Raw genomic sequence first — 25,349 nt, 5'->3', positions numbered from 1 at the left:
AAACCACCCGCATAAAACCACGTTTCATCCGTTAGGAATGCCCGAAAATCCCCGTACTTAGCCCGTGACAAAACCTTGCATTTCGTGAGATAAACCAAGATATTGGGCTTGTCCCTTCACCTGCTTTCAATACATCAAGGTAATCTCTTGCGCCGTTTTTTGACCTTTTCCACCGCAGCACTAGTCCACCTTTTCGGCTTGGCTGTCGCCTACGCACTGGTTGCCAAACTGGTGTTGATGTTTTTCGCCGCCAATCACGTAATATCCGTCATCTGGCCGTCTGGCGGCATCGCACTGGCAGCCTTGCTGCTCGGCGGTAAAAAACTGTGGCCCGGCGTGTTCCTGGGCGCATTACTTGGCAGTTTGTGGGCAGGTAACCCGCTGGAGCAAGCCTTGCCTATCGCTTGCGGCAATACCGTGGAAGCACTTGCCGGCTGCTATCTGCTGGGCGAGATTCGCAAACTGCAACAGCCGCAAGACTACTTACGCATCCTGTTTGCCGGCGCCTTGGCTTCGGTCGTTGCGGCCATAGTGGGTTCCTTAGTTCTGTTACATTTCAACGCAATAACGGCGCAGCAATGGCCGATCAGTCTAGCGCATTGGTGGATGGGCGACGTCTTGGGTATTGCGATTGTCACGCCGCTTATTTTGGTCTGGCGGCAGCCGCCAAGTTTTGACTGGAACCCGTATCAAATTTGGCGCGCGTTGCTTTATGTCTCAACGGCGTTTCTGGCGGGACAAATGATTTTCCTGGAGTGGCCGTGGCATCTTGGCCACTACGGCAAAGCATTTTATATGTTCGCTTTTCTGGTTTACGGCGCACTCTACTTTGGCTTGCATGGCACCTTGTTACTAATCAGCATGGTCATGCTGCAAAGCATATTCGGTGCGATTTTTCAGGTAGGCTTTTTTGCAGCCGACAGCAGTGAGACCGGGCTATTGCTGCAATGGTCGTTTTTGCTGGTGCTGTCCAGCGTCGGCATTTCCCTGGCGCTGGCTATCGAGCGCTACCAGCGCTCAGAACAATTCAGCAAAGCCCTAGGCGATTTCAACAAACACATTCTGCGTTCAGTTCAGGAAGGCGTGATTGTTTACGATCTGCAGGGCCGTATCGAACTCTGGAACCGTTATATGGAAACCCTGACGGGATGGCCGCAAGCCGCTTGCCTGGGAAAATACCCTGTTGAAATATTTCCCTGGCTGGCGCAAACGCCAATTCCTGACGGCATTCAAAAGGCGTTGCAAGGCGAAACGGTCTATCAAACCCCGTTTACTGCAGGCGACGGCCGCTGGATCAGTTCGATGCAAATGCCCATACGCGACGACCAGGAACGGATTGTCGGCGTTATCGAACTGGTCAAAGACGAATCCTTAAACGTCGAGTTCGGCAAATCCCTGTCGGTCAGCGAATTGCGGTTTCAAAGCATCCTGGACAATACGCCCACGGTGATTTACAGCAAAGATCTGCAAGGCCAATACCTGCTGATCAACCGTCAATTTGAAAAACTGTTCGCGGTTGACAATAAGACTGTCAGAGGCAAACGGGATATCGACTTATTTCCGGGCGACGACACCGAACTCCTGTGGAAAAACGATTTAGAGGTCGCCAATAGCGGCCAAGCACAGATTTTTGAAGAAAAGATCACCCATCATGACGGTAATATTCATACGTATTTGTCGCATAAGTTTCCGCTACGTAATGGGCAAGGCGAAATCTACGCGGTATGCGGCATTTCCACGGACATCAGCGAGCGCAAGCTATCGGAAAAATTATTGCAGGAAAGCGAATTGCGCTGGAAATTTGCGCTGGAAAGCGGCGGTGACGGCGTCTGGGATTGGGATTTGACCAACGGTAAAGTGTTTCTGTCGCCACGCTGCATGGAGATTCTGAATTTCAGCGAACAAGACAGAGACAACGATTACCGGAATTGGGAAGCCACGATACACCCGGAAGACAGCGCCCGGATGATGGCCGACTTGCAAACGCATCTGGAAAATCGCAGCTCACGCTTCAGCAACGAACACCGCGTAAAGCACGGCGATAACCAATGGCGCTGGATTTTAACGCGCGGCCTAGTGATCAGCCGCGATGCCCAGGGCAAGGCTTTGCGCATGATCGGCACCCAAACCGACATTACCGAACGCAAACAGCTGCAATGGCTGCAATTGTCCAAGATTGTCGATGGTTCGCCGGAAGCCACGTTTTTAGTTGGCGAAAACGGCCTCATCAAACTCGCCAACCCGCCCGCCGCGAAAGCATTTATCTACACGCTGGATGAGTTGATAGGTCTGAGTGTCGAAGCGCTGGTACCGGAACGGGCCCGCGCCAAACACCCGGAACAGCGCGCGCGATTTTTACAAGAGAACAAAGCCCGGCCGATGAGCGCCAGCCGCTCCCTAACCGCAATACGCGGCGACGGTACGGAATTTCCGGTCGAAATCAGTTTGACACCTATCGATATAGACAACCGGCGTTACATACTCGTATCCGTTTTGGACATCAGCGAACGGAAGCGGCTAGAACATGAAATGCAGTTGATGGCGATGATTTACCAAGCCATCGGCGAAGCGGTGATGGTCGCGGACACCGACAACCGCATCATCGCGATTAACGAAGCGTTTACCCGCCTGACCGGCTATACCGCGGAAGACGCGATAGGGAAGTCCACCGACATTCTGAAATCGGGCCGCCACGATCCGGATTTTTATCAAACCATGTGGCACTCGCTGTTACAAACCGGCCACTGGCAAGGCGAAATTTGGAATAAACGCAAAAACGGCGATATTTACCAAGAATGGCTAGTGATCAACACCATCTACGGCGAACACGGCGAAGTAGAGCGCCGGGTGGCGATGTTCTCGGAAATTACCGAGCAAAAACATGTCGAACAAACCATCTGGCGCCAAGCCAATTTCGACCCGCTTACCGATTTGGCCAACCGGCGCATGTTCCAGGATCGATTGAACCAGGAAATCAAAAAAGCCCAGCGCGACAAAAACAGTCTGGCGGTCATGCTGCTGGATCTGGACCGTTTCAAGGAAATTAACGACACCCTGGGCCACGGCATGGGCGACATTTTGCTGCAGGAAACGGCGCGGCGCATACTGTCTTGCGTACGCAATGTGGATACGGTGGCTCGGCTCGGTGGCGACGAGTTCACCATCATCCTGGGCGAATTGGACTCGGAAACCAATATAGACCGGGTCGCGCAAGCCATCCTGCACCAGCTTGCCGAACCATTTCGCTTGGGCGAGGAATTAGCCTACATTTCGGTCAGCATCGGCATCACCTTCTATCCGCAAGACGCACAGGAAGCCGAACAATTAATCAAAAACGCCGATCAGGCCATGTATTCCGCCAAGCAACAAGGCCGCAACCGCTACAATTTCTTCACCAGCGAGATGGAGCAAACCGCGCAAAACCGGATGCGCCTGACCAGCGACCTGCGCCAAGCGCTGACCAATCAAGAGTTTTGCCTGTTCTATCAACCTATAATCGAATTGAGCAGCCGCAAAATGCATAAAGCCGAAGCCCTGATCCGCTGGCAACATCCCACGCGCGGCATGATCAGCCCGGCGGAATTTATTCCGTTGGCGGAAGAGACCGGCCTGATAGTGGAGATTGGCGATTGGGTATTTAGGATGGCGGCAAAACAGGTTGCCGAATGGCGTGCCCAATTTCTCCCGGATTTGCAACTGGGTATTAACAAGTCGCCGGTGCAATTTACCCGCAGCAATCTGGGCGACAGCAAATGGATAGACTATTTGCATGAGCTGGGCTTATCCGGCCAATGTGTCGTCATCGAAATTACTGAAAGCCTATTGCTGGATGTCGACAATATTGTCCGCGACCATTTATTTGCTTACCGAGATGCCGGCATCCAGGTGGCTATTGACGATTTCGGCACCGGCTATTCGTCACTGTCTTATCTAAAAAAATTCGACATCGATTATCTGAAGATAGACCAGAGTTTCGTACGCAATCTGGAAGCCGATTCCAGCGACCTGGCGCTGTGCGAAGCGATTATTGTGATGGCGCATAAACTGGGCTTGAAAGTGATAGCCGAAGGCATCGAAACCGCGCAGCAACTGGAATTGCTGACTGCCGCCGGCTGCGACTACGGCCAAGGCTATCTGTTTTCCAAACCACTGCCTGCTGCTGAGTTTGTGCGGCTGTTCGATACGAAAAATCAGCAGCCGGCGTCCGTCTCAAGGGCAACAACACCGGCAAAACCAGCCGGACGCGGCGATTCCAGTATTTCTAAATTGTTCGGTTCGGACAAATAAACGGCAGGCGGCAATGCACACACGTTTTTAGAATGAACGCATTCGGCAATCTGCGGCCGAAAGCATCATACTTTTATCAGAATACCTATTTGAAACGGAGTTTTTATGTTGATCCACAAATTGTCTTTTCCGATTATTTTACTGAGCGCCGCTGCGCTATTTCAGCACGCAGCATACGCTCAAGACGCGCCTAGCCCACAGCAAGCGCTACAGAACTTCGGCATCAGCGCCGCGCAAATCCCGCCATTGGAACGCGGCGAAATCGTCGGTTACGACGTCAGCGAAACCAGCCAAAAAGAACTCGCTATTGGCGTAGCGATGATCATACCGGTAGGCTTGCCGCAACTGGCCGACTACATCAAAAAGGGCAAACTCAATGCCGGCGAGAGCGACATCGTCGCCACCGGCATGCTGGGCGATAACGCCAGCGTAGATAGTTTTAAGAAGTTTGCGTTTACCGAAAAGCAACTGGACGAAGCCAAGGCCTTTCTGGAAGCGGAGCCGGGCGACGAATTCAACCTCTCCAAAGCCGAACTGGACAGCTTGAAAAGCCTGCAAGCCGAGCTGGAGGATGCCGACAACAAAACCTTGCTGAAAACCGCTAATCAAAAATACCGCGAATTTTTACTGCAACGCCTGCAAGCCTATAAAAAAAGCGGCTTGGCCGGCATTGCCCCTTACAGCCGTGATGGCGGCACAGCCGACCCGGCCGCGGAACTGCGCAACGACGCCGTGAACAGCAAAGCCTGGGCGCGATATTTCCCGGAACTGCAACAAGCCTGGTTGAACTACCCTGCCGCGTTGCCGGCCAATACCAGCGAACAATTTTTATGGTTGAATCGGCGCGTGGAAGATCGCCCCACCGCCGTACTTAATCATCGTGTCGTCGCCATCAGCGAAGGCGGCGGCCTTATAGTTTCCCGGCAGTTTTACGTCGGCCACTCCTACAACTCCAGCCACGTGGTCGCCGGCGGCCTACCTTATAAAGACGGCACGCTGGTGTTTTACTCAATCCGCAGCTCCACCGATCAAGTTGCGGGCATGGGCAGTAGCCTGAAGCACTCGATAGGCCGCGAACAGATGAAAAAAGAAATGATCAAGCGCCTGCAACGGCTGAATAAAGACATGAAACTCAAACCTGCGGCAGTGGCCAGCGAAGAGTAATGTCGATAACCACATGCAACGGCGTGTAGCGCAAGCCCAATCAGATACTAGTATTAAGCTTGATTGTCTTGCGGATTGCCCCCATCCTGGTAAATATCCCTATAACCTTATTCCCCAAAGCTACTGAATCTTAGATGAATATAAAACACAAAGCCCACCCCTGGCATGGTATCTCGCCCGGCGACAACACCCCGGACATCGTGACCGCCTTCATAGAAATCGTACCGTCCGACACGGTGAAATACGAAATCGACAAAGACAGCGGCTATTTGAAAATCGACCGGCCGCAAAAATTCTCCAACATGATCCCTACTCTTTACGGCTTTATTCCGCGCAGTTATTGCGCAGAAAAAATCGCCGAATATGCCGCCGCGCGATCCGGCAAACCGGTCAGCAAGGGCGACGGCGACCCCTTGGATATTTGTGTATTGAGCGAACGCAGCGTGACTCACGGCGACATCCTGTTACAAGCCATTCCCATCGGCGGCTTCCGTTTACTGGACGGCGGCGAGGCCGACGACAAGATCATCGCGGTGATGAAAGGCGACGAATTCTACCGGCAATGGCGCGACGTCTCCGACTGCCCGGAATCGTACATCAACCGATTGAAACACTACTTCCTGACTTACAAACACCTACCCAGCGAAAAAAGTGTCTGCGAAATTACCCACGTCTACGGCCGCGAAGAAGCACATGAAGTCATCAAACGCGCAATCGCGGATTATCAATACCATTTTGGCTGCCAGGACGACGAGTAGGCTTGTTTGGGAATGGATGCGCTGAGTTGTTTGCAGCGCATCCAGGCTGATTAATACATTTTCCAGGCTCCTCTAACGACAAGCAACACAGACTCATCACAGGCTAAACTAAGTTAACTTGGTTTACTGGAGCTCATCGTGCAAACCGTCAACATCCACGAAGCAAAAACTCACTTATCTCGATTGGTTGAACAAGCCGCCAAAGGCGAACCGTTCGTGATTGCCAAGGCGGGTAAACAGCTCGTCAAAGTTTCCGCGCTGGACAGCCCAACGGGCTATCAAATGCGACGTTTGGGGTTCCTGAGCGGATATATCAAAGTGCCTGACGATTTCGACAGAATGGGCCGTGAAGAGATTGGGCAGTTATTCGGCGCGGACGATGAAACTACTGCTTGATACCCATCTGCTGCTTTGGGCGGCTGGCTCGCCAAATTTGCTACCCGAACAAGCTCGCCGGATGCTGGAAGATATGCAAAACCAGCTATTTTTCAGTGCTGCCAGCCTCTGGGAAATCGCCATCAAACGCGACCTCGGCCGTGACGATTTTCAAGTAGACGCAAGAGTGCTGCGGCGCGGTTTGCTGGACAACGGCTATACCGAAATCCCCATCGGCAGCGATCACGCGGTTTTCATCGAAAGTCTACCACCCATCCACAAAGACCCGTTCGGCCGTATCCTGGTTGCGTAAGCCAACGTAGAAAGCATAACGCTTTTAACTGCCGATGCGCTGGTTGCAAAATTCCGGGGCCGGTCAGGTTAGTTTGATACTCAAAAACTTTATTTTTTTGGCCGGAATATACGGAAGCATTTCTGGACTACCTGCTAATCTCAACGCAATTTTGAATCCGCCTAGGGACCAAGCGGAGTTTAATCCAGCGATACCAACACGAGTATTGTGTATCTCCAAAGCATCAGTCCAAATCAAGTGAGGATTGCCAGGTAAAAGATGTAAAAGGTTATAACTGGTAAGAAAGTTCCGATAATTCAACAGCCTTTCCATAAACCTTTGCCATTGCTTATTTTCATCCCTCATCATCGTAATTACATCGTCGAGTTTGAGATTTGGTTGGCGTATCCATGCTGTTTGATCTGGAGTAATTTCGTTTCGATCTACATCATGATTGCCAGGTACCAAATAAAGACTGCGAATTGGAATTTCTGGAATAAAAGCCTTGCGAATAGCGTCCAGAAAATCACGGACTAGCAGGTATTGGTCGTCCATGCTTTCGCCCGAAACTGCCCCGAAAACCAAATCGCCAGTGAAAAATATAAGGTCTGGACGCAAACCATGTTCTATTTGCATTTGCTTCAAATCACAGACAAGTGCGTCGGTGATTTGTCGTGAATCCCAGCCATCACGTTGGCGGGCATGAAAATCGGAAAGGTGTAACCAAGTCAGTTTGCGAGACATTTTGATCCGTCAAAGAAGTTAGCCATGAGCTCAGCCAAACTCATCCAGGTCATTTACACCAACCGGAAAACGTATATACTTCACGTAACTACATTTTACATATGGAGTGCCCTATGACCTATGCCCGTATTTTCCAATCCGGCAATAGCCAGGCAGTGCGGCTACCCAAGGAATTTCGCTTCAATACTGACCGAGTGGAAATTTTCCGCCGGGGCGATGAAATCGTATTGCGGGAAACGCCCGCCAACGCCGCCGCGATATTCGACGCCTTAGCAGCATTGCCCGACGACTTAATGAGCGACGGCCGCGAAGATGCGCCGCCCCAGGATCGTGAGGCGCTTTGATGAGCGCTCACTATCTGCTCGATACCAATATCTGCATTTATATTGCCAAATACAATCCGCCCGCGGTGCGCGAGCGTTTTGCTCGCCATGCAGCCGATGAATTGGCAATGTCTGTAATAACCTTGGGCGAGTTGCGTTTCGGCGCGGAGAAAAGTCAGGCCAGGGAAAGGGCGTTAGCCGGCATTAACGAACTTAACGGTTTGATTCCGGTATATGGCTTGCCGGAAGCAGCTGGCGAGCATTACGGACAGATACGTGCGGCGCTGCAAAAGATCGGGCAACCCATCGGCAATAACGATTTATGGTTGGCGGCTCACGCCAGATCGGAAGGCTGGATTTTGGTCACCAACAACGAACGCGAATTTGTGCGAGTGCCGGGGTTGCAAGTAGACAACTGGGTAAACTCATCTGGCTGAACACCTAAGCAAGCGCCTCAGGCAATGGTTTAGTCTGGACTCCAAACATCATCCAGCGTCTATTGACTAATTTTCGTTCATCCTATTCAACTTGTATGAGCTCAGGACAACCCGAATGAAACATTTATCAATAGCAATAATTTTGTTGGCTACTTTCGCCGCCTGCACAACAAGCTCTCGATATACCCAGCCCTTAGCCACAGCCGACCCGGCTCCAACGCCAAAATCCATATCGACCGCCTCGCTCTACCCGCCAGCCGCCATCGAAAAAACCGGTCCCGTGAATGTTTATCTGATTCCGTTGAATGATTTCTCGGAAGATGTTGCAGCGCAAATCGGCAGGGATTTGAGTAAGGAGTTCGGCCTGTGGGTCAAAGGCACGGTGGCGATGGGCACGCAAGGCCTGGTGCCGATGCCGGGCACCCGACAATTCGCGGCGGAAGACATCTTCGAACAAGCTAAAACCGTGATGCAGCGTTTGCCGGAAGCGGACAGCAACACCTATTTCATATTTCTGACCAACCGCGACATCAACAGCCGCGCCCGGAATTTTCGTTTCCAGTTTTCCTTCCACGACAAGGTCTGCCGCTGTTCGGTGGTTTCGGCTGCGCGCATGCATCCGGAACCCGAAAATTCGCCTGGTAGCCGCCAGCATCTCGAATCGCGATTTATAAAAATGACCAAACGCGCCATCGGCCAAATGGTTTTGGGTTGGGAACGCTCCAGCGATATCAACGATCTAATGTATTCGCCGATTATGAGCTTGGACGACATCGATCACTTGGGCAATCGGCATCCGGCCATACCCAAGAAGTAACCGTATCGAAAGTTAATCTTAGAGGCCCCCCCTTTCCACGAGCGGCTTAATCGGGGTATTCTGCCGCCTTCGCGCTGGTATCTATCAGCTCACAATCATTGCCACATTAAACCCAACCCTTTAAACATGTTTTCCGCAATATCACGTAATGCCAGTGTTATCGGCTGTTTATCGTTATTGACGCTGCTCAGCCCCGCCGCCTTCGCTCACGGCGTCGACACCAACACAGAACGGTTTTTGCTGGCCAACCAAGGCGTCGCCATCGGCCCGTTTTTGTATATCGGCGCCAAACATATGGTCACCGGCTACGATCATTTGTTGTTTTTGGTGGGGGTGATTTTCTTTTTATTCCGCACTTGCGACGTGCTGGTCTATGTCAGCCTGTTTACCTTGGGACATAGCTTGACGCTGCTGTTCGGCGTGTTAAGCAGCATCTCGGTCAATCCGTTTCTCATCGACGCCATTATCGGCTTGTCGATTGTGTATAAAGGCTTCGACAACCTGGGCGGTTTTCAACGCCTATTGGGGTTTCAGCCCAATACCAAATGGGCAGTGATGATTTTTGGCCTGTTTCACGGCTTTGGCCTGGCGACCAAATTGCAGGATTTTTCGCTGCCAGAAACCGGGCTTTGGAAAAACTTATTGGCGTTTAATGTGGGTGTGGAGATCGGCCAATTTCTGGCTCTGCTGTTTATCCTGATCGCGTTGGACTTCTGGCGCCGCCACCGCAGTTATTACGCCTTTTCAGCAACCACCAACACCCTGTTAATGTCCGGCGGCTTGATTCTGTTCGGCTACCAAATCACGGGCTACATCATCCATGGATAACTCGATGCAAGATAGCAATCCGCCAGTTCAATCAATTAAATCGCTGACCATTGCCAGCCTGTCGGCAACGCTATTGGCTGGCGTTGTGCTGATTACTGCGGTGTTGCCCGCTGAATACGGCATAGATCCGACCGGGTTTGGGCACATGCCCGGTTTAACTAGCTTGGCGTCGCCAAGCAAAACCGCCAATCAATCAGCCGTAAGCGCTTGCCCGGAGCCGCAAACAGTTGCGAATGCGGCGCAACAGGCGCCAGCTTCGCAATGGCAGGATACGGTAAAAATCGTGGTGCCGGCCGGAGAAGGTCTGGAATACAAATTTCATCTCGCCAAAGGCGCGGCCCTGGAATATTCGTGGTCGACTAATGGCGCGGCGCTGTATTTTGATTTTCACGGCGAGCCGCAAGGCGATAAAACCGGCTATTTCAAAAGCTATAAAGAAACGACCGATAGCCAATCCAGCGGCTCGTTAAGCGCGCCCTTTGAAGGCTCGCACGGCTGGTATTGGGAAAACAAATCCAGCGCGCCGGTTACTGTGGTTTTAAATACGAAAGGGGCTTATCGGATTTTGGGCTTGATGTGATCTAAAATCATCGGCTCAAGGAAACCAAGCTGACTGACATCAAAACGGGGGGATGCCAACAAACGAAAACGCTTAGTCTTCCGGCCCAAAGCACTGCTGATAATCTTTACAAACCTCACAGGACGGCGCCCGGCAAACGTATAAGCCTTCCGCTTCGCACAGTTGTTTGTACAAAAACTTTTTCCATTTCATGTCTTTGCTGTTGCGCACCAGCAATTCCGGAAAGTTGTAGCCCAGCATGGCCGATAAATCGCTGCGCGACCATAAGCCCAAATCCTGCCACAAATGATCGCTACCCAAACAGGCGGCGACGATCAGCGCGATCAGCCATTCGGTTTCCGCGCCGGGATTGGCGGCGAATTGCGCAAGCAGGACTTCCAAATCCTGTTTTTCCAACATGCGGCTGTAATCCAGACTGCTACCGGAAAAGGCTTTCGGCGCCAAGGAATAGCCGGGAAAGTAGCGGTCGATAAGCTGTTCAAATTGTACTGGATTCAAGCCCAATCTATCGGGAAGCACACCATCACCGACACACCAACTGGCGATAATTTGCGCCAACCAGACGCTGTTGGGCGACTGGTCGGCACAGGCCAGTAGATCCTCATAACTGTGTTGACGCGACTTCATAACCAAGGGGTCTACCCTATCATTCGATGCCATGCTAAGTGTGCAACTCATACTCGATTCTCCGGCCTATTTAACGATGACGCAGACGATTAATACTCAACGCGAATATCTTCATCTCTCACGATCATCTGACAAGCCAAACGCCACTCCGGCGGCAAGTCGTCGACGATCATTTGCTCCAACTGTTCGGTAGTGACTTTACCGATTTGTTTCAGCAGGGCTTTTTCCTTCTCGGTCATCGTGCCACCCATGCGCTCCAGCTTTTTATCGATGCTGGTGACGCGGACCACGCAAGTGCCGCATTCGCCATCTTCGCATTCGAAATTGATGGGGATCTTGTTTTCCAGAGCCAGCTTCAAAATAGTCTGGGTGTGACTACCGGCAACGGCGTAAACGGTTTTATCCCGGTATTCGGGACTGGTAAATGTGACTAATGCCATGTGTTACTCCTTTGCGTTACTTATACTGGTTTAAGGGAAATTTCGCCGCCCAATACTTGCGCTTGGCAAGCCAGACGGTTGTGTTTGCCGGCCATGTTTTCTCGCAAAATTTTGTCTTCCAGTACGGACGGCTCGGTCAAGTTGTTCCAACCGGCAGTCACTTTCATGATACAGGTTCCGCAATCGCCTTCCCGGCAACCGTAAGTAATGCCGGAACCTACTTTCTCGGACACCTCAATCACCCGGGTGCCGGCGGGGACGGTAACCGTCACGTTTATATCTTCAAATGTAATGGTCGCTTTGGCCATTGTAAAAACTCCATAAGGTATTAAAAGTCATCTCGGCAGCCTCTAATCTGAGGACCAACCGGTTTGGAATCGAAACGATTCCTGATTTTCACCGGCCTTACAGCCGATGAGGTCACCGATCCGTCCGTGAATCGGTTTAGCCTACGAATACCGCTGTAGACTCAATAGCAAGCGTCTGTTTAATCCGGTTTACAGGTCCGCAAAATTAATCACCCGTGATTCTCTGGCCCCGGTGAGCTCCTGGGCCAGCTCCAAGCCAAAGGCCTTACACTCGAGTATCTCGTCGTCGGTAGGAATCAGCTTGACGCGCAGGCCTTGAATCGGTACCCGCAGTTTCAAGCCGCGCAAGCGGTCTTCCACCAGGCGCACGCCTTCGCCGGTCCAGCCGTAAGAACCGAACACGCCGCCGAGTTTGTTTTTCAGATTGACCACCGCGAGCGACGAGAGCAGATCCCATATCGGCTTGACCGCATCGCCGTTGATGGTCGGCGTACCCAACACCAAACCGTCGGCTTCCTCGATCAAATCGACAAACGGCGCCACCTCGCCACCCTCCAGGTCGTAAAGCGATACGCGCACATCCTCGACTTGCATCGCGCCTTGATATATCGCTTCCGCCATGCGCCGGGTATTGCCGTAAGAGCTAATGTAAAAAATCAGCAGGGTTTTTTGATTGGGCCGCAGCTCGTTATGCAAAGCAGGGCTGGATAACTGCCGATAACGCTGGATGTAATGCTGCGGGCGGTCACGCAAGATCGGCCCGTGGGTCGGTGCAATCAGTTTCAGCGGCAAGGGTTCGATCAACTCCAGAGCCCTGACCACGTATTCCTTGAACGGCCGCATGATGTGGGCGTAGTAGTACTCGAAGGAAAACCGAAAATCGCCGACTTTGTCGTTGTACAAGCGGTTGTCGCAAAAATGGCAGCCAAACACGTCGCCGGAAAACAGCATCGCTTCTTCCGGCGCGTAGGTGCATTGCGTGTCCGGCCAATGCAAATACGGGGTGTGCAAAAACTCCAGGCTTCGGTCGCCCAGCGAGACCTTGTCGCCGGTCAGCACCGGGGTAAAGCTCAACTCGTCCTGCTTCAGCAGGCCTTTGAGCATGGACTGGGCTTTTTGGGAAATGAACAACTGCGCGTGCGGCGCCCGTTTCATCAACTCCGGCAAGGCGCCGGTATGATCGGGTTCCAAATGATTGAGGACGATGACTTTGATTTCCGAATAGTCTGCAACGCTTTCCAGGCGGGCGAAAAAGGCGTTGGCAAAGCCTTCCTTGACGGTATCGATCACCGCCACGCCTTCGCTGCCGCGAATCACATAGGCGTTATAGCTGGTGCCGTTGGCGGTCTTCAGGATGATGTCGAAAGTGCGCAAATTCGGATCCAGCGCACCGACCCAATGCACGCGCTCCGACAAGGCCACCGCCAGCGGTACGCCGTCTTCGCTCTCCAATCTGACGCTGTTCATGGCTTGCAGGCCTCAGAGCGCGACTGCTTGGGACAGGTTTCCAAATCCTTTTGCGAAGCTAAGGCAGCCAAGCCCAACCAGGCATCGACCTGTTGTTGGTCGAAACCGCAGACGCGCTGTTCGTTGACCTCCATCAAAGGCCTACGGATCAACAACGGCTGCGCCACCATCAGCGCGATTGCTTCGTCTGCGCTGACGGCGTTCGGATCGACCAACCCTTGTTTGACAGCCGGTGCGCTGCGGTTAAACCAATCCGCCACCGGCATGTCGCCGAAAAACGAGCGCAACTTGCCCGGTTCCCTGCCCCACGGCTGCTGCAATAGATCGTAGACCACCAGCAAATGGCCGGCGGCACTCAGCAATTGCTTTTGCCGGGTATTGTTCAAGCAGCCCGGCTTTTCATAGAAATGCACGGTAGCCATAGCCGTTAATGGGCTTGTAGTTCCGCCATCGCCTCGGCCATTTTTTCGGGCGGGATACCGGTCAGCGAGCCGGGCGGGTTGATAGGCACACCCAGTGCGTCGAGAATCGCGCCTTCAATCGGGCAAATGCTGGCGCATTGCGTGTCTTTATAATCGCCCTCGCATTCGGTACATTTTTTCGGATTGATCCTGAAATGCCCGGCTTTTTCCGACATGTAGATGGCTTTGCTGGGGCACAACGGCTCGCAGGCATAACAGTTGACGCAGGATTCGATGATTTGTAAGGCCATGACGTTACCTTTGTATTCGATGGTTAATCAGTTCTAACAATCTCCCTCTCCTGATGGAGAGGGCTGGTGTGAGGGGAATTGAATAAGCAAAGCTTTTTTGATTCTCCTCACCCTACCCTCTCCGGCCGGAGAGGAAATATTGGGCTATGCCGTCGCTCGCTCTTCTTGCGGCGCAGCCTCGTCCAATTTGCCGGCGGCAGCCATTTCCTTGTAAACCGCCATCACCGCTTCTTCGATAGGCTCCATCGCATGCTCGCCGTTGGGTACGATGCCGGCTTTTTCCAGCAAGTCCCATGGCTCGTAGCCGATTTTGGAGCACAACACCGCTTCACAGCCGGCCAGGGAACGAATGGTTTGTTGCAACACGCTCTCGCCGTCGCCGCAGGTATCGTCGCCGCCGCAATACAAATCGGTTTTGCGATGACTCATGAAACGCACGCCGTTCGGGGAGGCTTCGTAGATTAGAAACTCTTTGGCATGTCCGAAGTGCATATTGATCACGCCTTGACCGCTGGTCGCGATAGCCATCAACACGGGACGGGTATTCAGCTTGGGCTCGTCGGCGTGGCCGGCAGCTTTTTCCGCTTTCGCGGCGCGCTTGCTGTGCATTTCCTCGGCAATCGCTTCGTGGATCACTTTGCGTTTTTCCATCGCCGATTGGTAATCGATTTCCATCGCCTCGATTTTGTCCATGGTGAACTCGTCGCCGCGGTCTTCGCCCAATAGGCCAACCGCGTCGGCCCGGCACTGCCGGCAGTGACGCATCATATTCATGTCGCCGGAGCAGGCGTCTTGCAGATCCATCAACTCGTCCTGAGTCGGACCGCGTTGGCCCATCACACCGTAGAAGGTGCCGTGCTCGGCTTCGGCGATCAACGGCATCACATTGTGCAGGAAAGCCCCCTTGGCTTTGACGATTTTGCTGACTTCCGCCAAGTGTTTGTCGTTGACGCCGGGAATCATCACCGAGTTGACCTTGACCAAAATGCCTCTGGCAGTCAGCATTTCCAGACCTTTTTGTTGCTGCTCGATCAGGATCTTCGCGCCTTTCACGCCCTTGATCCGTTTGTTTTCCCAGAAAATCCACGGATAAATTTGCGCGCCGATTTCCGGATCAACACAGTTGATCGTGATCGTGACGTGGTCGATGTTGTGTTTGGCCAGTTCTTCGACCGATTCAGGCAAGGCCAGGCCATTGGTGGAAACGCAAAGCTTGATGTCGGGAGCTTCAGCGCTCAAACGGCGGAAGGTTTCGAAGGTGCGCTCAGGGTTAGCTAGCGGGTCGCCGGGGCCGGCGATACCCAGCACGGTCATTTGCGGGATGTTGGCCGCCACCGCCATGGTTTTTTTCACGGCTTGATCGGGCGTCAACAACTCGGACACCACGCCGGGACGCGACTCGTTGGAGCAATCGTATTTGCGGTTGCAATAGTGGCATTGGATGTTACAAGCCGGCGCCACTGCCACGTGCATGCGGGCAAAATAGTGGTGCGCATCTTCCGAGTAACAAGGATGATTTTCTACCTTGGAGCGAATCTCGTCGGACAAATGCCCGAGTTGATCATCACTTGTACCGCAAGAATGGGAGGAGCAGCCGCCTGCGCTGGCTGCTGGAGTTTCGTTTAATACTGGCAGTTCCATATTCTTCACCTCACTTGATTGGTTATGCAGTGAGAAAGCACAGGCCATGCCAGTTATGAAATCAATTTAACTTACTGATATATAAATTATTTTTTAAGATAAACTACCAAACACCCCAATATACGGCCGCCTAATGTTTGTAACGGCACAATCCCCGCCGGCCGATTGTCAGGATTTGGACAAAGCGCCAAAGGCCTGAAAGCAGGCAATTTCGGAGGCAACTCAGACGCCAGGCATCGTTCAGTACATACGCTTGCGAAATAGCCAGCCGGCGCAACTCAAACAGCACAAACCGATCAGCGCCAGCGGCCAGTATTGGTCGATTAAATCGGCAATCCCCAAGCCTTCCAGAAATACCCCGCGGATAATGATCAAAAAATAACGTAGCGGATTGACGAACGTCAGCTGCTGCACCAATTCCGGCATGTTCTCGATGGGCGTAGCGTAGCCGGACAAGATTACGCCCGGGACAATCACCAGAAAGCCACCCAGCAGACCCTGTTGTTGGGTGACCGATAACGAGGAAATCATCAAACCGGCACCAATCACCGAAAACACATACAACACGATGCCGATATACAGCGCGGCCAGGCTGCCCAACAACGGCACCTGAAACCAGAAGACCACCATAAAAATACTGAACGACGCTTCAGCTACACCGATGATCAGACCGGGAATGGCTTTGCCGATCAGAATTTCCGCCGGCGTGAACGGCGTCACCAGCAGTTGGTCGAACGTGCCCTGTTCGCGTTCGCGCGCCACCGATAATGCAGCCACCGTCATCGTCACCACCAAGGTCAGCAAGCCGACGATACCGGGCACGATAAACCAACGGCTTTCCAGATTGGGATTAAACCAGGCCCTGACGCGCAACTCCGCCGGCGGCCCGGTTTGGTTGTGCTGGCGCGCCCAATCGCTGTTGAACTGGCTGATCACGTTACGGGCATAGCCCAAGGCAATCTGGGCCGTATTGGAATCGCGGCCGTCCAGTAATATCTGCACCGGTGCCGATTGCCGGCCACCCAGTAAATCGCGGCTGAATGTTTGGCCGATATGCAACACCATCAACACCTGCTTGCTGTCCAGTGCTGCGGCGATTTGCGCCTGGCGCTCGATGCGCAACACCTCCCGAAACGCCGGCGCGCCGTTAAAGCGGGCGATCAAATCGCGGGCGGCGCTGCCACGGTCTTCGTTGTAAATCGCGATCGGCAGTTGGTTTAGATCATAAGTAGCGGCATAGCTGAGCAAAAATAACTGCACCAGCGGTGGCACGATCAATACAAAGCGGCTTTTTTTATCCTTCAGCAGGCTGAGGAATTCCTTGATCAATAAAGCCTGGATGCGCCACCACATATTCGTCACTCCAGACGGCGCGGCGCCCGCCACAGGGCCAAGGCCAGAAACGCCGCCGCCATCAATAACAAGGCCAATGCGTTGGGCAATATGACTTCCCAAATATCGCCAGCCAGGAATACGGTCTGCAAAATCGCCACGAAATAACGAGCCGCCACCAAATGGGTAAACAGCTGCACCGCCCACGGCATGCTATCAATATTGAAAATAAATCCGGACAGGATAAAGGCCGGCAGAAAAGTCACCACAATGGCAATCTGCCCGGCGACAAACTGATTTTTGGCGGCTATGGAAATCAACAAACCCATGCCTAGCGCCGCCAGCAAAAATAATGTGCCCGCCATCAGCAACACCCACAAGGAACCGACCAGCGGCACCTGAAACAAAAACACTGCCATGCCTATCGACAGCAACATGCCGCCCATGCCCAGTAAGTAATACGGAATCAGTTTGCCGAGCAGCACTTCCCGGACGCTGACCGGCGTCGAAATCAAGGCCTCCATCGTGCCGCGCTCCCATTCGCGGGCCATCACCAAAGCGGTTAATAAGGCGCCGATCAAGGTCATGATCACGGCGATCAAGCCCGGCACCAGAAAATTACGGCTACGCAAGGCGCTGTTGTACCAAACCCGGGCCGCCAATTGCACCGGCTGCGGCGCTTCCTGCCCCTGCCAAGCGGCACGAGCGTTGAGCCAGGTTTCAAAAACGCCTTGCACATAACCGCTGGTCAGGCGGGCGGTATTGGCATCCACTCCATTGACAATAACCTGAATCGGCGCCGGTTCGCTGCCGGTCAACCGCTGATCGAAATCCGCCTGCAAATGCACGATGGCGTTGATTTTTCGGGTCAATAAGGCCTGCCGGGCCTCACGCAGGTCGCGGAAGTAATGCGCCTGAAAATAGTCCGAATAATCGAAGCCGGCGCTAAAACTGCGCGATGCCGGCGAGACATGCTCGATTACCAGACCTATCGGCACGCGGCGCGCATCCAGCGACACCCCGTAGCCAAACAACAACAGCAAGAACACCGGCATCGCAAACGCAATCGCCAGGCTGCTGGGGTCGCGCAGCACTTGTAAAAACTCCTTGCGAATCAAGCCCAACAGGCGCTGGCTGGCGGCACTCATCCGGCCGACTCCTCTGTGAGTTCCAGCAAGCGAATGAAAGCTTCTTCCATCGTCTCGGCCGGCGCTTGCTCGGCGGTTTGACTACGGCTACGAATCTCGGCCGGCGTGCCGGCGGCCAGGATGTCGCCCTCGCGCATGATCAACAGCCGGTCGCAATATTCGGCTTCTTCCATGAAATGCGTAGTGACCAATATCGTCACGCCTTGCGCCGCCAGGCTATTGATGCGATTCCAAAACTCGCGGCGCGCCAGCGGATCGATGCCGGAAGTCGGTTCGTCGAGAAACAGAATCTCGGGCTCGTGCATCAGCGCGCAAGCCAGCGCCAACCGTTGTTTGTAACCCAGCGGCAGATCGACGCTATTGGTGTCGGCAAATTCCGTCAGGTCAAACTCTTGAAGCGCCCAGGCTATACGCTCTGTTCGCCGCTTATGGCGTAAACCGTAGGCATGGCTGAAAAACTGCAGATTTTGTTTGACCGACAATTGTCCGTATAAGGAAAACTTCTGCGACATATAGCCCAGTCTGGCCCTGGCCTGGGCTGCCGCATTGCGCAAATCCAGGCCGGCCACCCGCAAGCGGCCGTTGCTGGCCGGCAGCAAGCCGCATAACATTCTGAATGTCGTGGTTTTACCGGCGCCGTTGGCACCAAGCAAGCCGAAAATCTCGCCGTGCCTCACCTCGAAAGACAGTTTCTTAACCGCCTGAAAATTGCCGAACCAGCGGTCAACTTGCTCGACTTCAATCACTGCTGCGTGCTCCGTCGCCAAAAACCGCGAACCATTGCCGGGTACAAAACAGACGGTTTCCACTGGCGACTTTTCCTCGTGCCTAGCCAGCAACAGCATGATAAAAGCATCCTCTAAACGCGGCGGCACCGGCGTAATCCGCACTTGCTCGGCAGTATCGAATATCGCCGTCCAATCCGGCTGGCAATTGGCGCGCGCCACAGCCCGCACTGTGTCACCTTGTACCACCGAGTCGATTAAATCGGCATGCATCTGCAAACGTTGTTGCAGCAGGCGTTTACCCAATACCGGACTGGACAACTGGTAACTGCAAGCCTCCGCCAGACGATGAAAGCCGGCCGGTGCATCCTGATGCAGAATTTCGCCGCTATCCAGCAATACCACCTGCTGGCAACGCTCGGCTTCATCCATGTACGCCGTGCTAAGTAAGACGGTGGTGCCAAACTCCGCCACCAAGGACTGGATAATTTGCCACAACTCGCGGCGCGACAAGGGATCGACGCCGACCGACGGTTCATCCAACAGCAATAATTTCGGCCGATTCAACAAGGTGCAGGCCAAACCCAATTTTTGCTTCATACCGCCGGATAGCCGGCCGGCCAGACGCTGGTTGAACTTTTGCAGATTGGTCATGCGCATCAGCTCGGCGAAGCGCTGCTGCCTGTCCTGCAGCGATATGCCGTAAAGATCGGCGTAAAGATTGAGGTTTTCCAGCACGCTCAAGTCCTCATAAAGACCAAAACGCTGGGGCATATAGCCGATTAATTGGTGCAATTGGGCACCGGCGGCGGCCGTATCCAAACCAAAACTGCTTATGCTGCCGCTATTGGGCAACAACAAACCGGCCGCCAAGCGTAATAAGGTAGTTTTACCGGCACCGTCCGGGCCCACCAAGGCCGTGACTTGGCCGAGCGACAGCCGCAAGGAAACATCCCGCAAGGCCGGTACGACCCGTTCACCGGCAGTAAAGCGTTTGCTTACCGACCTGAAGGTCAATGGCGCCGGTGCGGCATCGGCCTCTATGGCAATCACGGCGCGGGTTCGCAGCTCGGTTGTGCCATCGGTGCTTGCTGGGTGTCTATCCTCACGGTGACCGGCATACCCAGCCGCAATTGATCGTCCGGGTCGCAGGCGTAGATCCGTACTTGATAGACCAGGCTGGTGCGCAGCTCGGTGGTTTCTACCGTTTTGGGCGTAAATTCGGCGGTCGGCGACATATACCCTACCCAACCGGGGTAGCTTTTATCCGGAAAGCTGTCGCTGGCCAAACTGGCCGGCAGACCATAACGCAGTCGTCCCAAATCAGCTTCCGCCACGTAGGTTCTCGCCCACAACGGCTCGCGCAAGGCTAACGTCAAAACCGGCTTTTGGGCGCTGGCCATGTCGCCGGGCTCCAGGATGCGGTTCTGGACCACCCCATCCTGCGGCGCATACAAGCGCGCATCGGCTAAGACTTTATCAGCCAGCTGTAACGCGGCCTGATCAGCTTTCAGTTGTGCTTGCGCCGCTTGAATATCTTCCCGGCGCGGGCCGATTTCAGTCAGCGCATATTGCTGTTTCAAGGCTTGCAGACTCTGCTGGGCCGCGTCGTATTGGGCTTGCGCCCGATCCAGGGACTCGGCGGAGCTTAGTTTGCGTTTGACCAACGCCTGAAAACGGACCAACTCTTTCTTAGCCAGTACCACCGCCGCTTCCGCCGCTTTGACATCATTGCCAGCCTTGCCGATTTCCTGCGGCCGCGAACCGTGCAGCAGCTTATCCAGCTGATGTTGTTGCACGTCCACCTTGGCCGCGGCCTGATCGCGGCTGTATTGAAACCGCTCCAAAGCCTGCGTCGCCAGCAATTGACCGCGTTTGACCCGCTCGCCTTCCTGAACCAGGATCTGCTCGACGCGCTCCGGATCGTGAAAACTCAGTTCCACCTGGCGAATATCCATGTTGCCGTACAGGATCAAGGCATCGGTATGCCGATTTCCCTCCTTCAGATAAAAACCGCTGGAGACCAGCACAACGGCAGCTACTCCCCCAACGAGATACAGGCCTGGTTTACTAATCATCTATGAATTACCCGCCGCTGATTTAAACGTGTCGGCTCAGTATACTGAAAGCCGAGCCTGAGATGCATCTAACAACTTACCCCGCCAGTTAATCGATACTGTCCTTGGCCTTTACGCAGCTTCTTTAGTACACTGCGGGCAACCTTATTTTTCAGGCGCAGAGCGTATGACTTATTGTATTGCTGTCTCTCTAAAAGACGGACTGGTATTAACGTCGGATTCCAGAACCAACGCCGGCATCGACAATGTCAGCATTTACGGCAAAATGCACCCATTTTGTACCGCTTCTGATCGGAAAATCGTGCTGCTCAGTGCCGGCAATCTGGCTACCACGCAGGCCGTGATCGACCAGTTAAAACGCGATATGAAAGAAGAGACCGAAGTGAATCTGGACACGGTCAACTATCTGTCGGAAGCCGCCGCCTATCTGGGGCGGATCAGCGTCGAAAAGCAGCGCCGCCATGTGGATGCCGGACAAAGCAGCTTCAATCCGTCCGCCACTTTTATTTTGGCGGGACAAATCGGCCAGGAGCCGCACGGCGCTTATTTAATTTACCCGGAAGGCAATTGCATCACTACCTCGCGACAGACCCCTTATCTGCAAATCGGCGAAAACAAATACGGCAAACCGGTGCTGGACCGGTTTTTAAAAATCGATACCGCACTGCACGAAGCCGGGCGTTGCTGCTTGATTTCGATGGACTCAACGATGCGCAGTAATGCCAGCGTCGGCGCGCCGGTGGAGCTGTTGATTTATCACCGAGATACGCTGACACTGGACGAGTACTATTGCTTCCAGGAAGACAACGAATACTTAAGCAAAATCCGCAAGATGTGGCACGAAAAACTGAAAGAAGCCTTCGCCACCTTACCGCAGTTCAGCAAAGAGGATTCCCGTCCGCTACCGGGCTGCATATAAAGTCCGCAATTCATCAGGAACATAGTTCCAAGCCCTTTGATTGATAGTAATACGCAGTTGAGCATATCGACATTCCGTTCGCCCTGAGCCTGGCGAAGGATGGGCGGGGTGGTGATGTGCTCAGCAAGTGCTCCTGCTTTGCTGTACTTACTGCATCGCTGCACGTCGACCACGAACAGTTTACAAACGCTTCAACTGATTTTCAGGTTTATCGTCGATAACTCGTCACAATAGCCAGTAACCGCTACAATTGCCGACCCTAATCCAATTCCTGCCCGCCGACCCAGCCATGTTGCAGTTCGGCGATCAGAACCGCAGCTGGCGATGGCACAAACTCTAATTCAAAAAATTGATTACGGCTGGCGTTTACTGGCCACTGCGATCAGCTTTACCAGCTTCGGGATCGGTGGCGTGATGCTGTGGCTGCTGGTGTTTCCGCTCTTGGCAATATGGCCGGGCAGCCGCGCCGAAAAAGCCGGCCGCGGCCAATACACGGTGCATCTGAGTTTTTATATGTTTATAGGCTTGATGCACAGACTGGGCGTCATGAGCTATGAAGTGATAGGACTGGAAAAACTCAACCGTCCCCGCCAGCTGATTGTCGCCAACCACCCGACGCTGGTGGATGTGGTGTTTTTAATCAGCCGAATCAAACAAGCCAACTGCATCGTCAAGGCCAGCCTGTGGCACAACCCGGCGATGCGCGGCCCAATCTTAAATGCCGGCTATATCAGCAACGCCGATTCTGAAACGATGGTCAACGATTGCGCCGCTTGGCTGCAAAACGGCGGCACCATGATCATTTTTCCGGAAGGCACCCGCTCGGTGCCGGGCCGGCCTTATCGTTTTCAACGCGGTGCCGCAGCCATTGCTTTACAAGCCGATAGTATAATCACGCCGGTAACGCTGACCTGTAAACCCAGCACCCTCACCAAAACTCAAGCCTGGTACCAAATCCCGCAGCGGCGTTTTCATTTGCAAATGATCGTCGGCGAGGATGTGGAATTGCAGCCTTTCCGGGAACTGCAACCGCGCTCGATAGCGGTGCGGCGTTTAACGCAGTATTTACAGGATTATTTTACTCAACAACGAGAACGCCATGAGCGAGATGGAAACTGAATTAAAACACCTGATTATCGACACGCTGGCGCTGGAAGATGTCGATGCGGCGGACATCGACAGCCACGCCGCGCTGTTCAACGACGGCCTGGGCCTGGACTCTATAGACGCACTGGAACTGGGATTGGCGATACGTAAAAAGTATCAGGTAAAAATTGATGCCGAACGCGACGATGTGGTGAAAATCTTCGGTTCCGTGGCGGCCTTGGCACAGTTTATCGAAGCAGCGCGGAGTTGAGAGGGTTTTGACGAGCCGATGCAATCCTAATCTTGCGGCGAAAAACGACAGACCTTATTCCGACCGCTGTGTTTAGCTTGATACAAACCCTTATCGGCCAAATTCAGCAAATCACCGATGCTGCTGTTTTTATCCGTCAGGGTAGCCACGCCAATCGATACGGTAAATTGCAATTCCAAACCCGATTCAACCGGAATCACGCTGTCGGCCACTACACTTCGGAGTCGTTCCGCCACCTCAAGGGCTTTAAGCAAGCCGGTTTCCGGTAATAAAATCGCAAATTCCTCGCCGCCCATGCGCCCGGGGATGTCGATTTCCCGCAAAACCTCCACCAAAATGCAGCCCAGTTTTTGCAGAGCCTGATCGCCGGCAGCATGGCCGTAGTTGTCGTTGACGGCTTTAAAATAGTCGATATCCAGCATCAGTACCGACAATGGATTGCCGTAACGATCACTGCGCGCCAGCTCCGCTTCACCCTGCTCCATGAAATAGCGGCGATTGGCGATGCCGGTTAGATAATCGATACGCGCCTGGCGCTCCAATTCCGCTTGCAGGGCTTTGCGCTCGCTGATGTCGCGCACGAACGCACAGTTATATTCCAGACCCTCAAAAACCAGATAATTCGCGGCCACTTCCACCGGAATTTCCCGACCGTCTTTACAGCGATGGATGGCTTCCATTTTTAACGCGCCTTTTTGTTTGACTTCCTGCCAATGCGCGGGCCAATTTTCCGCCGTTAAATCCTTGTCTATATCCATTACCGAAAATGTCAGCAACTCCTCGCGGCTATAGCCCAATACTTGGCAGGCGGTGTTGTTTACAAATTGGAATCTGGCGTCAGCGGTTATCCAGTACAAACATTCAGTGGCTCTATCCACCGAAAACTGCGTCAGATGCAAAGCCTTTTCCGCCAGCTTGCGTTCGGTAACATCGTTGTAAATCGAGACGATTTCACCGCCAGGCAATTTATACACATAATTTTCCCGCCAACCCTGAATCCGCTCATCACGGTAATATGAGGGCGGAAAAGCCTCCGGCGTCCCGGTTTTGGCGACCCGCCGCAATACATCCAACAGCCCGAATTCGAATACCCCCGGAAACATCTCGGTCAGTTTTTTACCGATCAATTCTTTACGGGTGATTTTTTCGATCTGCTCGGCAGCCTTGTTAAAGCCGATGATAATGAAATCCCGGCCGTCCTCGCTGGCCCGGTATACCGCCACGCCGCTACTCATGTGTTTGAATAATGCCGATAAGCGTGCTTCGCTGGCAGCCAGGGCGCGTTTTTCCAGCAGCAACTGCTGATTGTTTTGAAACAGTTGCTCGGTTCTTTCTTCGACGCGCCGATTCAGTTCGTTATTAAGCTCCGCCAATTCCGCCGCCGCCAGTTTTTGCTGCAACCGGTCCGCACCGTGTTTGGCAAAGGCTTGCGCGAGGTGCGCGTACATTTCCGTGATAGTTTCCAGCCGCTGCCTGGCAATGACCGGGACCTTGCTGATGCTTTGCAGATAACTAGCTTCCTCGAACCCATATCGCCTGGCCTGACTGCGGAAGAATTCCAGATCCGGAGGATCAATAAAACATTGACCGGTAAAAATATTGGCGACGTGCTGGCCCTCGACGATAATCGGCATAGCCGAATCTACCAACCCGTTCAGACATTTGTAGATTGCAAATCGCTCTCCCTTCAACATGCTTTCAACCAATGCCGTATCGCTTTCTATGCAGTTACTGCAGGTGTTGTGGTTGACCCGATGAAATTTTACACAGGCATCTTGCCAGCCGGCGTTGGTGATAACAACGCCGTCGGTATCGATAATGGCGTTAGGTATGCCGATCACCCGGTACAAATCGTCCATCAGCGTTTGCAGACTGGCAAGATCGACAAGTTGGGCGTATTTGATGGTGTTTTCGGACATCAGCTGGTGTGGAATCGAGCAGTGAAGTTAACAGTCTGTCGTGTGAGCTTGATAATAGCAGCATTCCCGTG

Annotated in this window: 26 protein-coding genes; 13 read left to right on the top strand and 13 right to left on the bottom strand. The window is 53.4% G+C overall.

Annotated elements, in window-relative coordinates; all coding sequences use genetic code 11:
- Positions 1-147: 147 nt before the first annotated feature.
- From CWO84_RS06390 to CWO84_RS06370, 5 genes are all read left to right on the top strand, one after another.
- Complete coding sequence (locus tag CWO84_RS06390) at positions 148-4,287, top strand: EAL domain-containing protein (RefSeq protein WP_133120653.1); 4,140 nt, start codon at positions 148-150, stop codon at positions 4,285-4,287.
- A 105-nt stretch (positions 4,288-4,392) separates the two neighbouring features.
- Positions 4,393-5,451, top strand: a complete 1,059-nt coding sequence (locus CWO84_RS06385) for a hypothetical protein (RefSeq protein WP_101052088.1) — start codon at positions 4,393-4,395, stop codon at positions 5,449-5,451.
- A gap of 134 nt (positions 5,452-5,585) precedes the next feature.
- On the top strand, positions 5,586-6,209 hold the full coding sequence (locus tag CWO84_RS06380; protein WP_033156087.1) for an inorganic pyrophosphatase: 624 nt from the start codon (positions 5,586-5,588) through the stop codon (positions 6,207-6,209).
- A 138-nt stretch (positions 6,210-6,347) separates the two neighbouring features.
- A complete protein-coding gene (locus CWO84_RS06375; RefSeq protein ID WP_033156086.1) occupies positions 6,348-6,605 on the top strand; it encodes a type II toxin-antitoxin system prevent-host-death family antitoxin in 258 nt (85 codons plus the stop codon).
- Entirely contained in the window at positions 6,589-6,897 is a 309-nt protein-coding gene (locus CWO84_RS06370; protein ID WP_225893017.1) for a type II toxin-antitoxin system VapC family toxin, read from the top strand. The genes CWO84_RS06375 and CWO84_RS06370 overlap by 17 nt, the downstream gene beginning before the upstream one ends.
- 63 nt (positions 6,898-6,960) lie before the next feature.
- On the opposite strand, the gene CWO84_RS06365 is transcribed toward CWO84_RS06370, so the two are convergent.
- Entirely contained in the window at positions 6,961-7,620 is a 660-nt protein-coding gene (locus tag CWO84_RS06365; RefSeq protein WP_033156085.1) for a metallophosphoesterase, read from the bottom strand.
- Between the two features lie 113 nt (positions 7,621-7,733).
- Here CWO84_RS06365 and vapB point away from each other — a divergent pair, with 113 nt between their 5' ends.
- From vapB to CWO84_RS06340, 5 genes are all read left to right on the top strand, one after another.
- Positions 7,734-7,964, top strand: a complete 231-nt coding sequence (vapB, locus tag CWO84_RS06360; protein WP_033156084.1) for a type II toxin-antitoxin system VapB family antitoxin — start codon at positions 7,734-7,736, stop codon at positions 7,962-7,964.
- Positions 7,964-8,380 (top strand): type II toxin-antitoxin system VapC family toxin, encoded by a 417-nt coding sequence (locus tag CWO84_RS06355; protein WP_033156083.1) that lies wholly within the window; start codon positions 7,964-7,966, stop codon positions 8,378-8,380. Before vapB ends, CWO84_RS06355 begins: the two co-directional genes overlap by 1 nt.
- Positions 8,381-8,495: 115 nt before the next feature.
- Complete coding sequence (locus CWO84_RS06350) at positions 8,496-9,197, top strand: hypothetical protein (RefSeq protein ID WP_129871341.1); 702 nt, start codon at positions 8,496-8,498, stop codon at positions 9,195-9,197.
- A 126-nt stretch (positions 9,198-9,323) separates the two neighbouring features.
- A complete protein-coding gene (locus CWO84_RS06345) occupies positions 9,324-10,025 on the top strand; it encodes a HupE/UreJ family protein (RefSeq protein WP_101052087.1) in 702 nt (233 codons plus the stop codon).
- Between the two features lie 4 nt (positions 10,026-10,029).
- On the top strand, positions 10,030-10,605 hold the full coding sequence (locus CWO84_RS06340; protein WP_101052109.1) for a hypothetical protein: 576 nt from the start codon (positions 10,030-10,032) through the stop codon (positions 10,603-10,605).
- A gap of 72 nt (positions 10,606-10,677) precedes the next feature.
- Here the strand turns inward: CWO84_RS06340 and CWO84_RS06335 are convergent, their stop codons facing one another.
- From CWO84_RS06335 to CWO84_RS06285, 11 genes are all read right to left on the bottom strand, one after another.
- The gene (locus tag CWO84_RS06335) at positions 10,678-11,283 is read right to left on the bottom strand and encodes a nitrogen fixation protein NifQ (protein ID WP_101052086.1); all 606 of its coding nucleotides are present in this window, start codon (positions 11,281-11,283) and stop codon (positions 10,678-10,680) included.
- Positions 11,284-11,321: 38 nt separating this feature from the next.
- Positions 11,322-11,672 (bottom strand): 2Fe-2S iron-sulfur cluster binding domain-containing protein, encoded by a 351-nt coding sequence (locus CWO84_RS06330; protein ID WP_033156080.1) that lies wholly within the window; start codon positions 11,670-11,672, stop codon positions 11,322-11,324.
- Between the two features lie 20 nt (positions 11,673-11,692).
- The gene (locus CWO84_RS06325) at positions 11,693-11,980 is read right to left on the bottom strand and encodes a 2Fe-2S iron-sulfur cluster binding domain-containing protein (RefSeq protein WP_020484745.1); all 288 of its coding nucleotides are present in this window, start codon (positions 11,978-11,980) and stop codon (positions 11,693-11,695) included.
- Positions 11,981-12,169: 189 nt separating this feature from the next.
- Complete coding sequence (locus CWO84_RS06320) at positions 12,170-13,447, bottom strand: FprA family A-type flavoprotein (RefSeq protein WP_101052085.1); 1,278 nt, start codon at positions 13,445-13,447, stop codon at positions 12,170-12,172.
- Positions 13,444-13,869: an ArsC/Spx/MgsR family protein gene (locus CWO84_RS06315; RefSeq protein ID WP_033156078.1), complete on the bottom strand. Its 426-nt coding sequence runs from the start codon at positions 13,867-13,869 to the stop codon at positions 13,444-13,446. Before CWO84_RS06315 ends, CWO84_RS06320 begins: the two co-directional genes overlap by 4 nt.
- Before the next feature lie 5 nt (positions 13,870-13,874).
- Positions 13,875-14,159, bottom strand: a complete 285-nt coding sequence (locus CWO84_RS06310) for a 4Fe-4S dicluster domain-containing protein (protein ID WP_020484742.1) — start codon at positions 14,157-14,159, stop codon at positions 13,875-13,877.
- A gap of 144 nt (positions 14,160-14,303) precedes the next feature.
- A complete protein-coding gene (gene nifB, locus CWO84_RS06305; protein WP_033156077.1) occupies positions 14,304-15,800 on the bottom strand; it encodes a nitrogenase cofactor biosynthesis protein NifB in 1,497 nt (498 codons plus the stop codon).
- 240 nt (positions 15,801-16,040) lie between these two features.
- The gene (locus CWO84_RS06300) at positions 16,041-17,153 is read right to left on the bottom strand and encodes an ABC transporter permease (protein WP_101052084.1); all 1,113 of its coding nucleotides are present in this window, start codon (positions 17,151-17,153) and stop codon (positions 16,041-16,043) included.
- Positions 17,154-17,158: 5 nt separating this feature from the next.
- On the bottom strand, positions 17,159-18,280 hold the full coding sequence (locus CWO84_RS06295) for an ABC transporter permease (RefSeq protein WP_101052083.1): 1,122 nt from the start codon (positions 18,278-18,280) through the stop codon (positions 17,159-17,161).
- Positions 18,277-20,058 carry an ATP-binding cassette domain-containing protein gene (locus tag CWO84_RS06290; protein WP_205800350.1) on the bottom strand — a complete coding sequence of 594 codons (1,782 nt, stop codon included), beginning with the start codon at positions 20,056-20,058 and terminating at the stop codon, positions 18,277-18,279. The genes CWO84_RS06295 and CWO84_RS06290 overlap by 4 nt, the downstream gene beginning before the upstream one ends.
- Positions 20,055-21,083: an efflux RND transporter periplasmic adaptor subunit gene (locus CWO84_RS06285; RefSeq protein ID WP_101052082.1), complete on the bottom strand. Its 1,029-nt coding sequence runs from the start codon at positions 21,081-21,083 to the stop codon at positions 20,055-20,057. Before CWO84_RS06285 ends, CWO84_RS06290 begins: the two co-directional genes overlap by 4 nt.
- A 166-nt stretch (positions 21,084-21,249) precedes the next feature.
- On the opposite strand from CWO84_RS06285, the gene CWO84_RS06280 reads away from it, so the two are divergent.
- The 3 genes from CWO84_RS06280 (at position 21,250) to CWO84_RS06270 (ending at position 23,359) form a co-directional block, all read left to right on the top strand.
- The gene (locus CWO84_RS06280; RefSeq protein WP_033156074.1) at positions 21,250-22,002 is read left to right on the top strand and encodes a peptidase; all 753 of its coding nucleotides are present in this window, start codon (positions 21,250-21,252) and stop codon (positions 22,000-22,002) included.
- A 324-nt stretch (positions 22,003-22,326) separates the two neighbouring features.
- A complete protein-coding gene (locus tag CWO84_RS06275; RefSeq protein ID WP_101052081.1) occupies positions 22,327-23,121 on the top strand; it encodes a lysophospholipid acyltransferase family protein in 795 nt (264 codons plus the stop codon).
- Positions 23,102-23,359: a phosphopantetheine-binding protein gene (locus CWO84_RS06270; protein ID WP_033156072.1), complete on the top strand. Its 258-nt coding sequence runs from the start codon at positions 23,102-23,104 to the stop codon at positions 23,357-23,359. Before CWO84_RS06275 ends, CWO84_RS06270 begins: the two co-directional genes overlap by 20 nt.
- Before the next feature lie 26 nt (positions 23,360-23,385).
- Here CWO84_RS06270 and CWO84_RS06265 read toward each other — a convergent pair whose 3' ends face one another.
- Entirely contained in the window at positions 23,386-25,278 is a 1,893-nt protein-coding gene (locus CWO84_RS06265; RefSeq protein ID WP_101052080.1) for a diguanylate cyclase, read from the bottom strand.
- Between the last annotated feature and the right edge of the window lie 71 nt (positions 25,279-25,349).

It is taken from the genome of Methylomonas sp. Kb3 (genome assembly GCF_002834115.1).
Classification (GTDB): Bacteria; Pseudomonadota; Gammaproteobacteria; order Methylococcales; family Methylomonadaceae; genus Methylomonas; species Methylomonas defluvii.
This window is presented reverse-complemented; position numbering and strand designations above follow the sequence as displayed.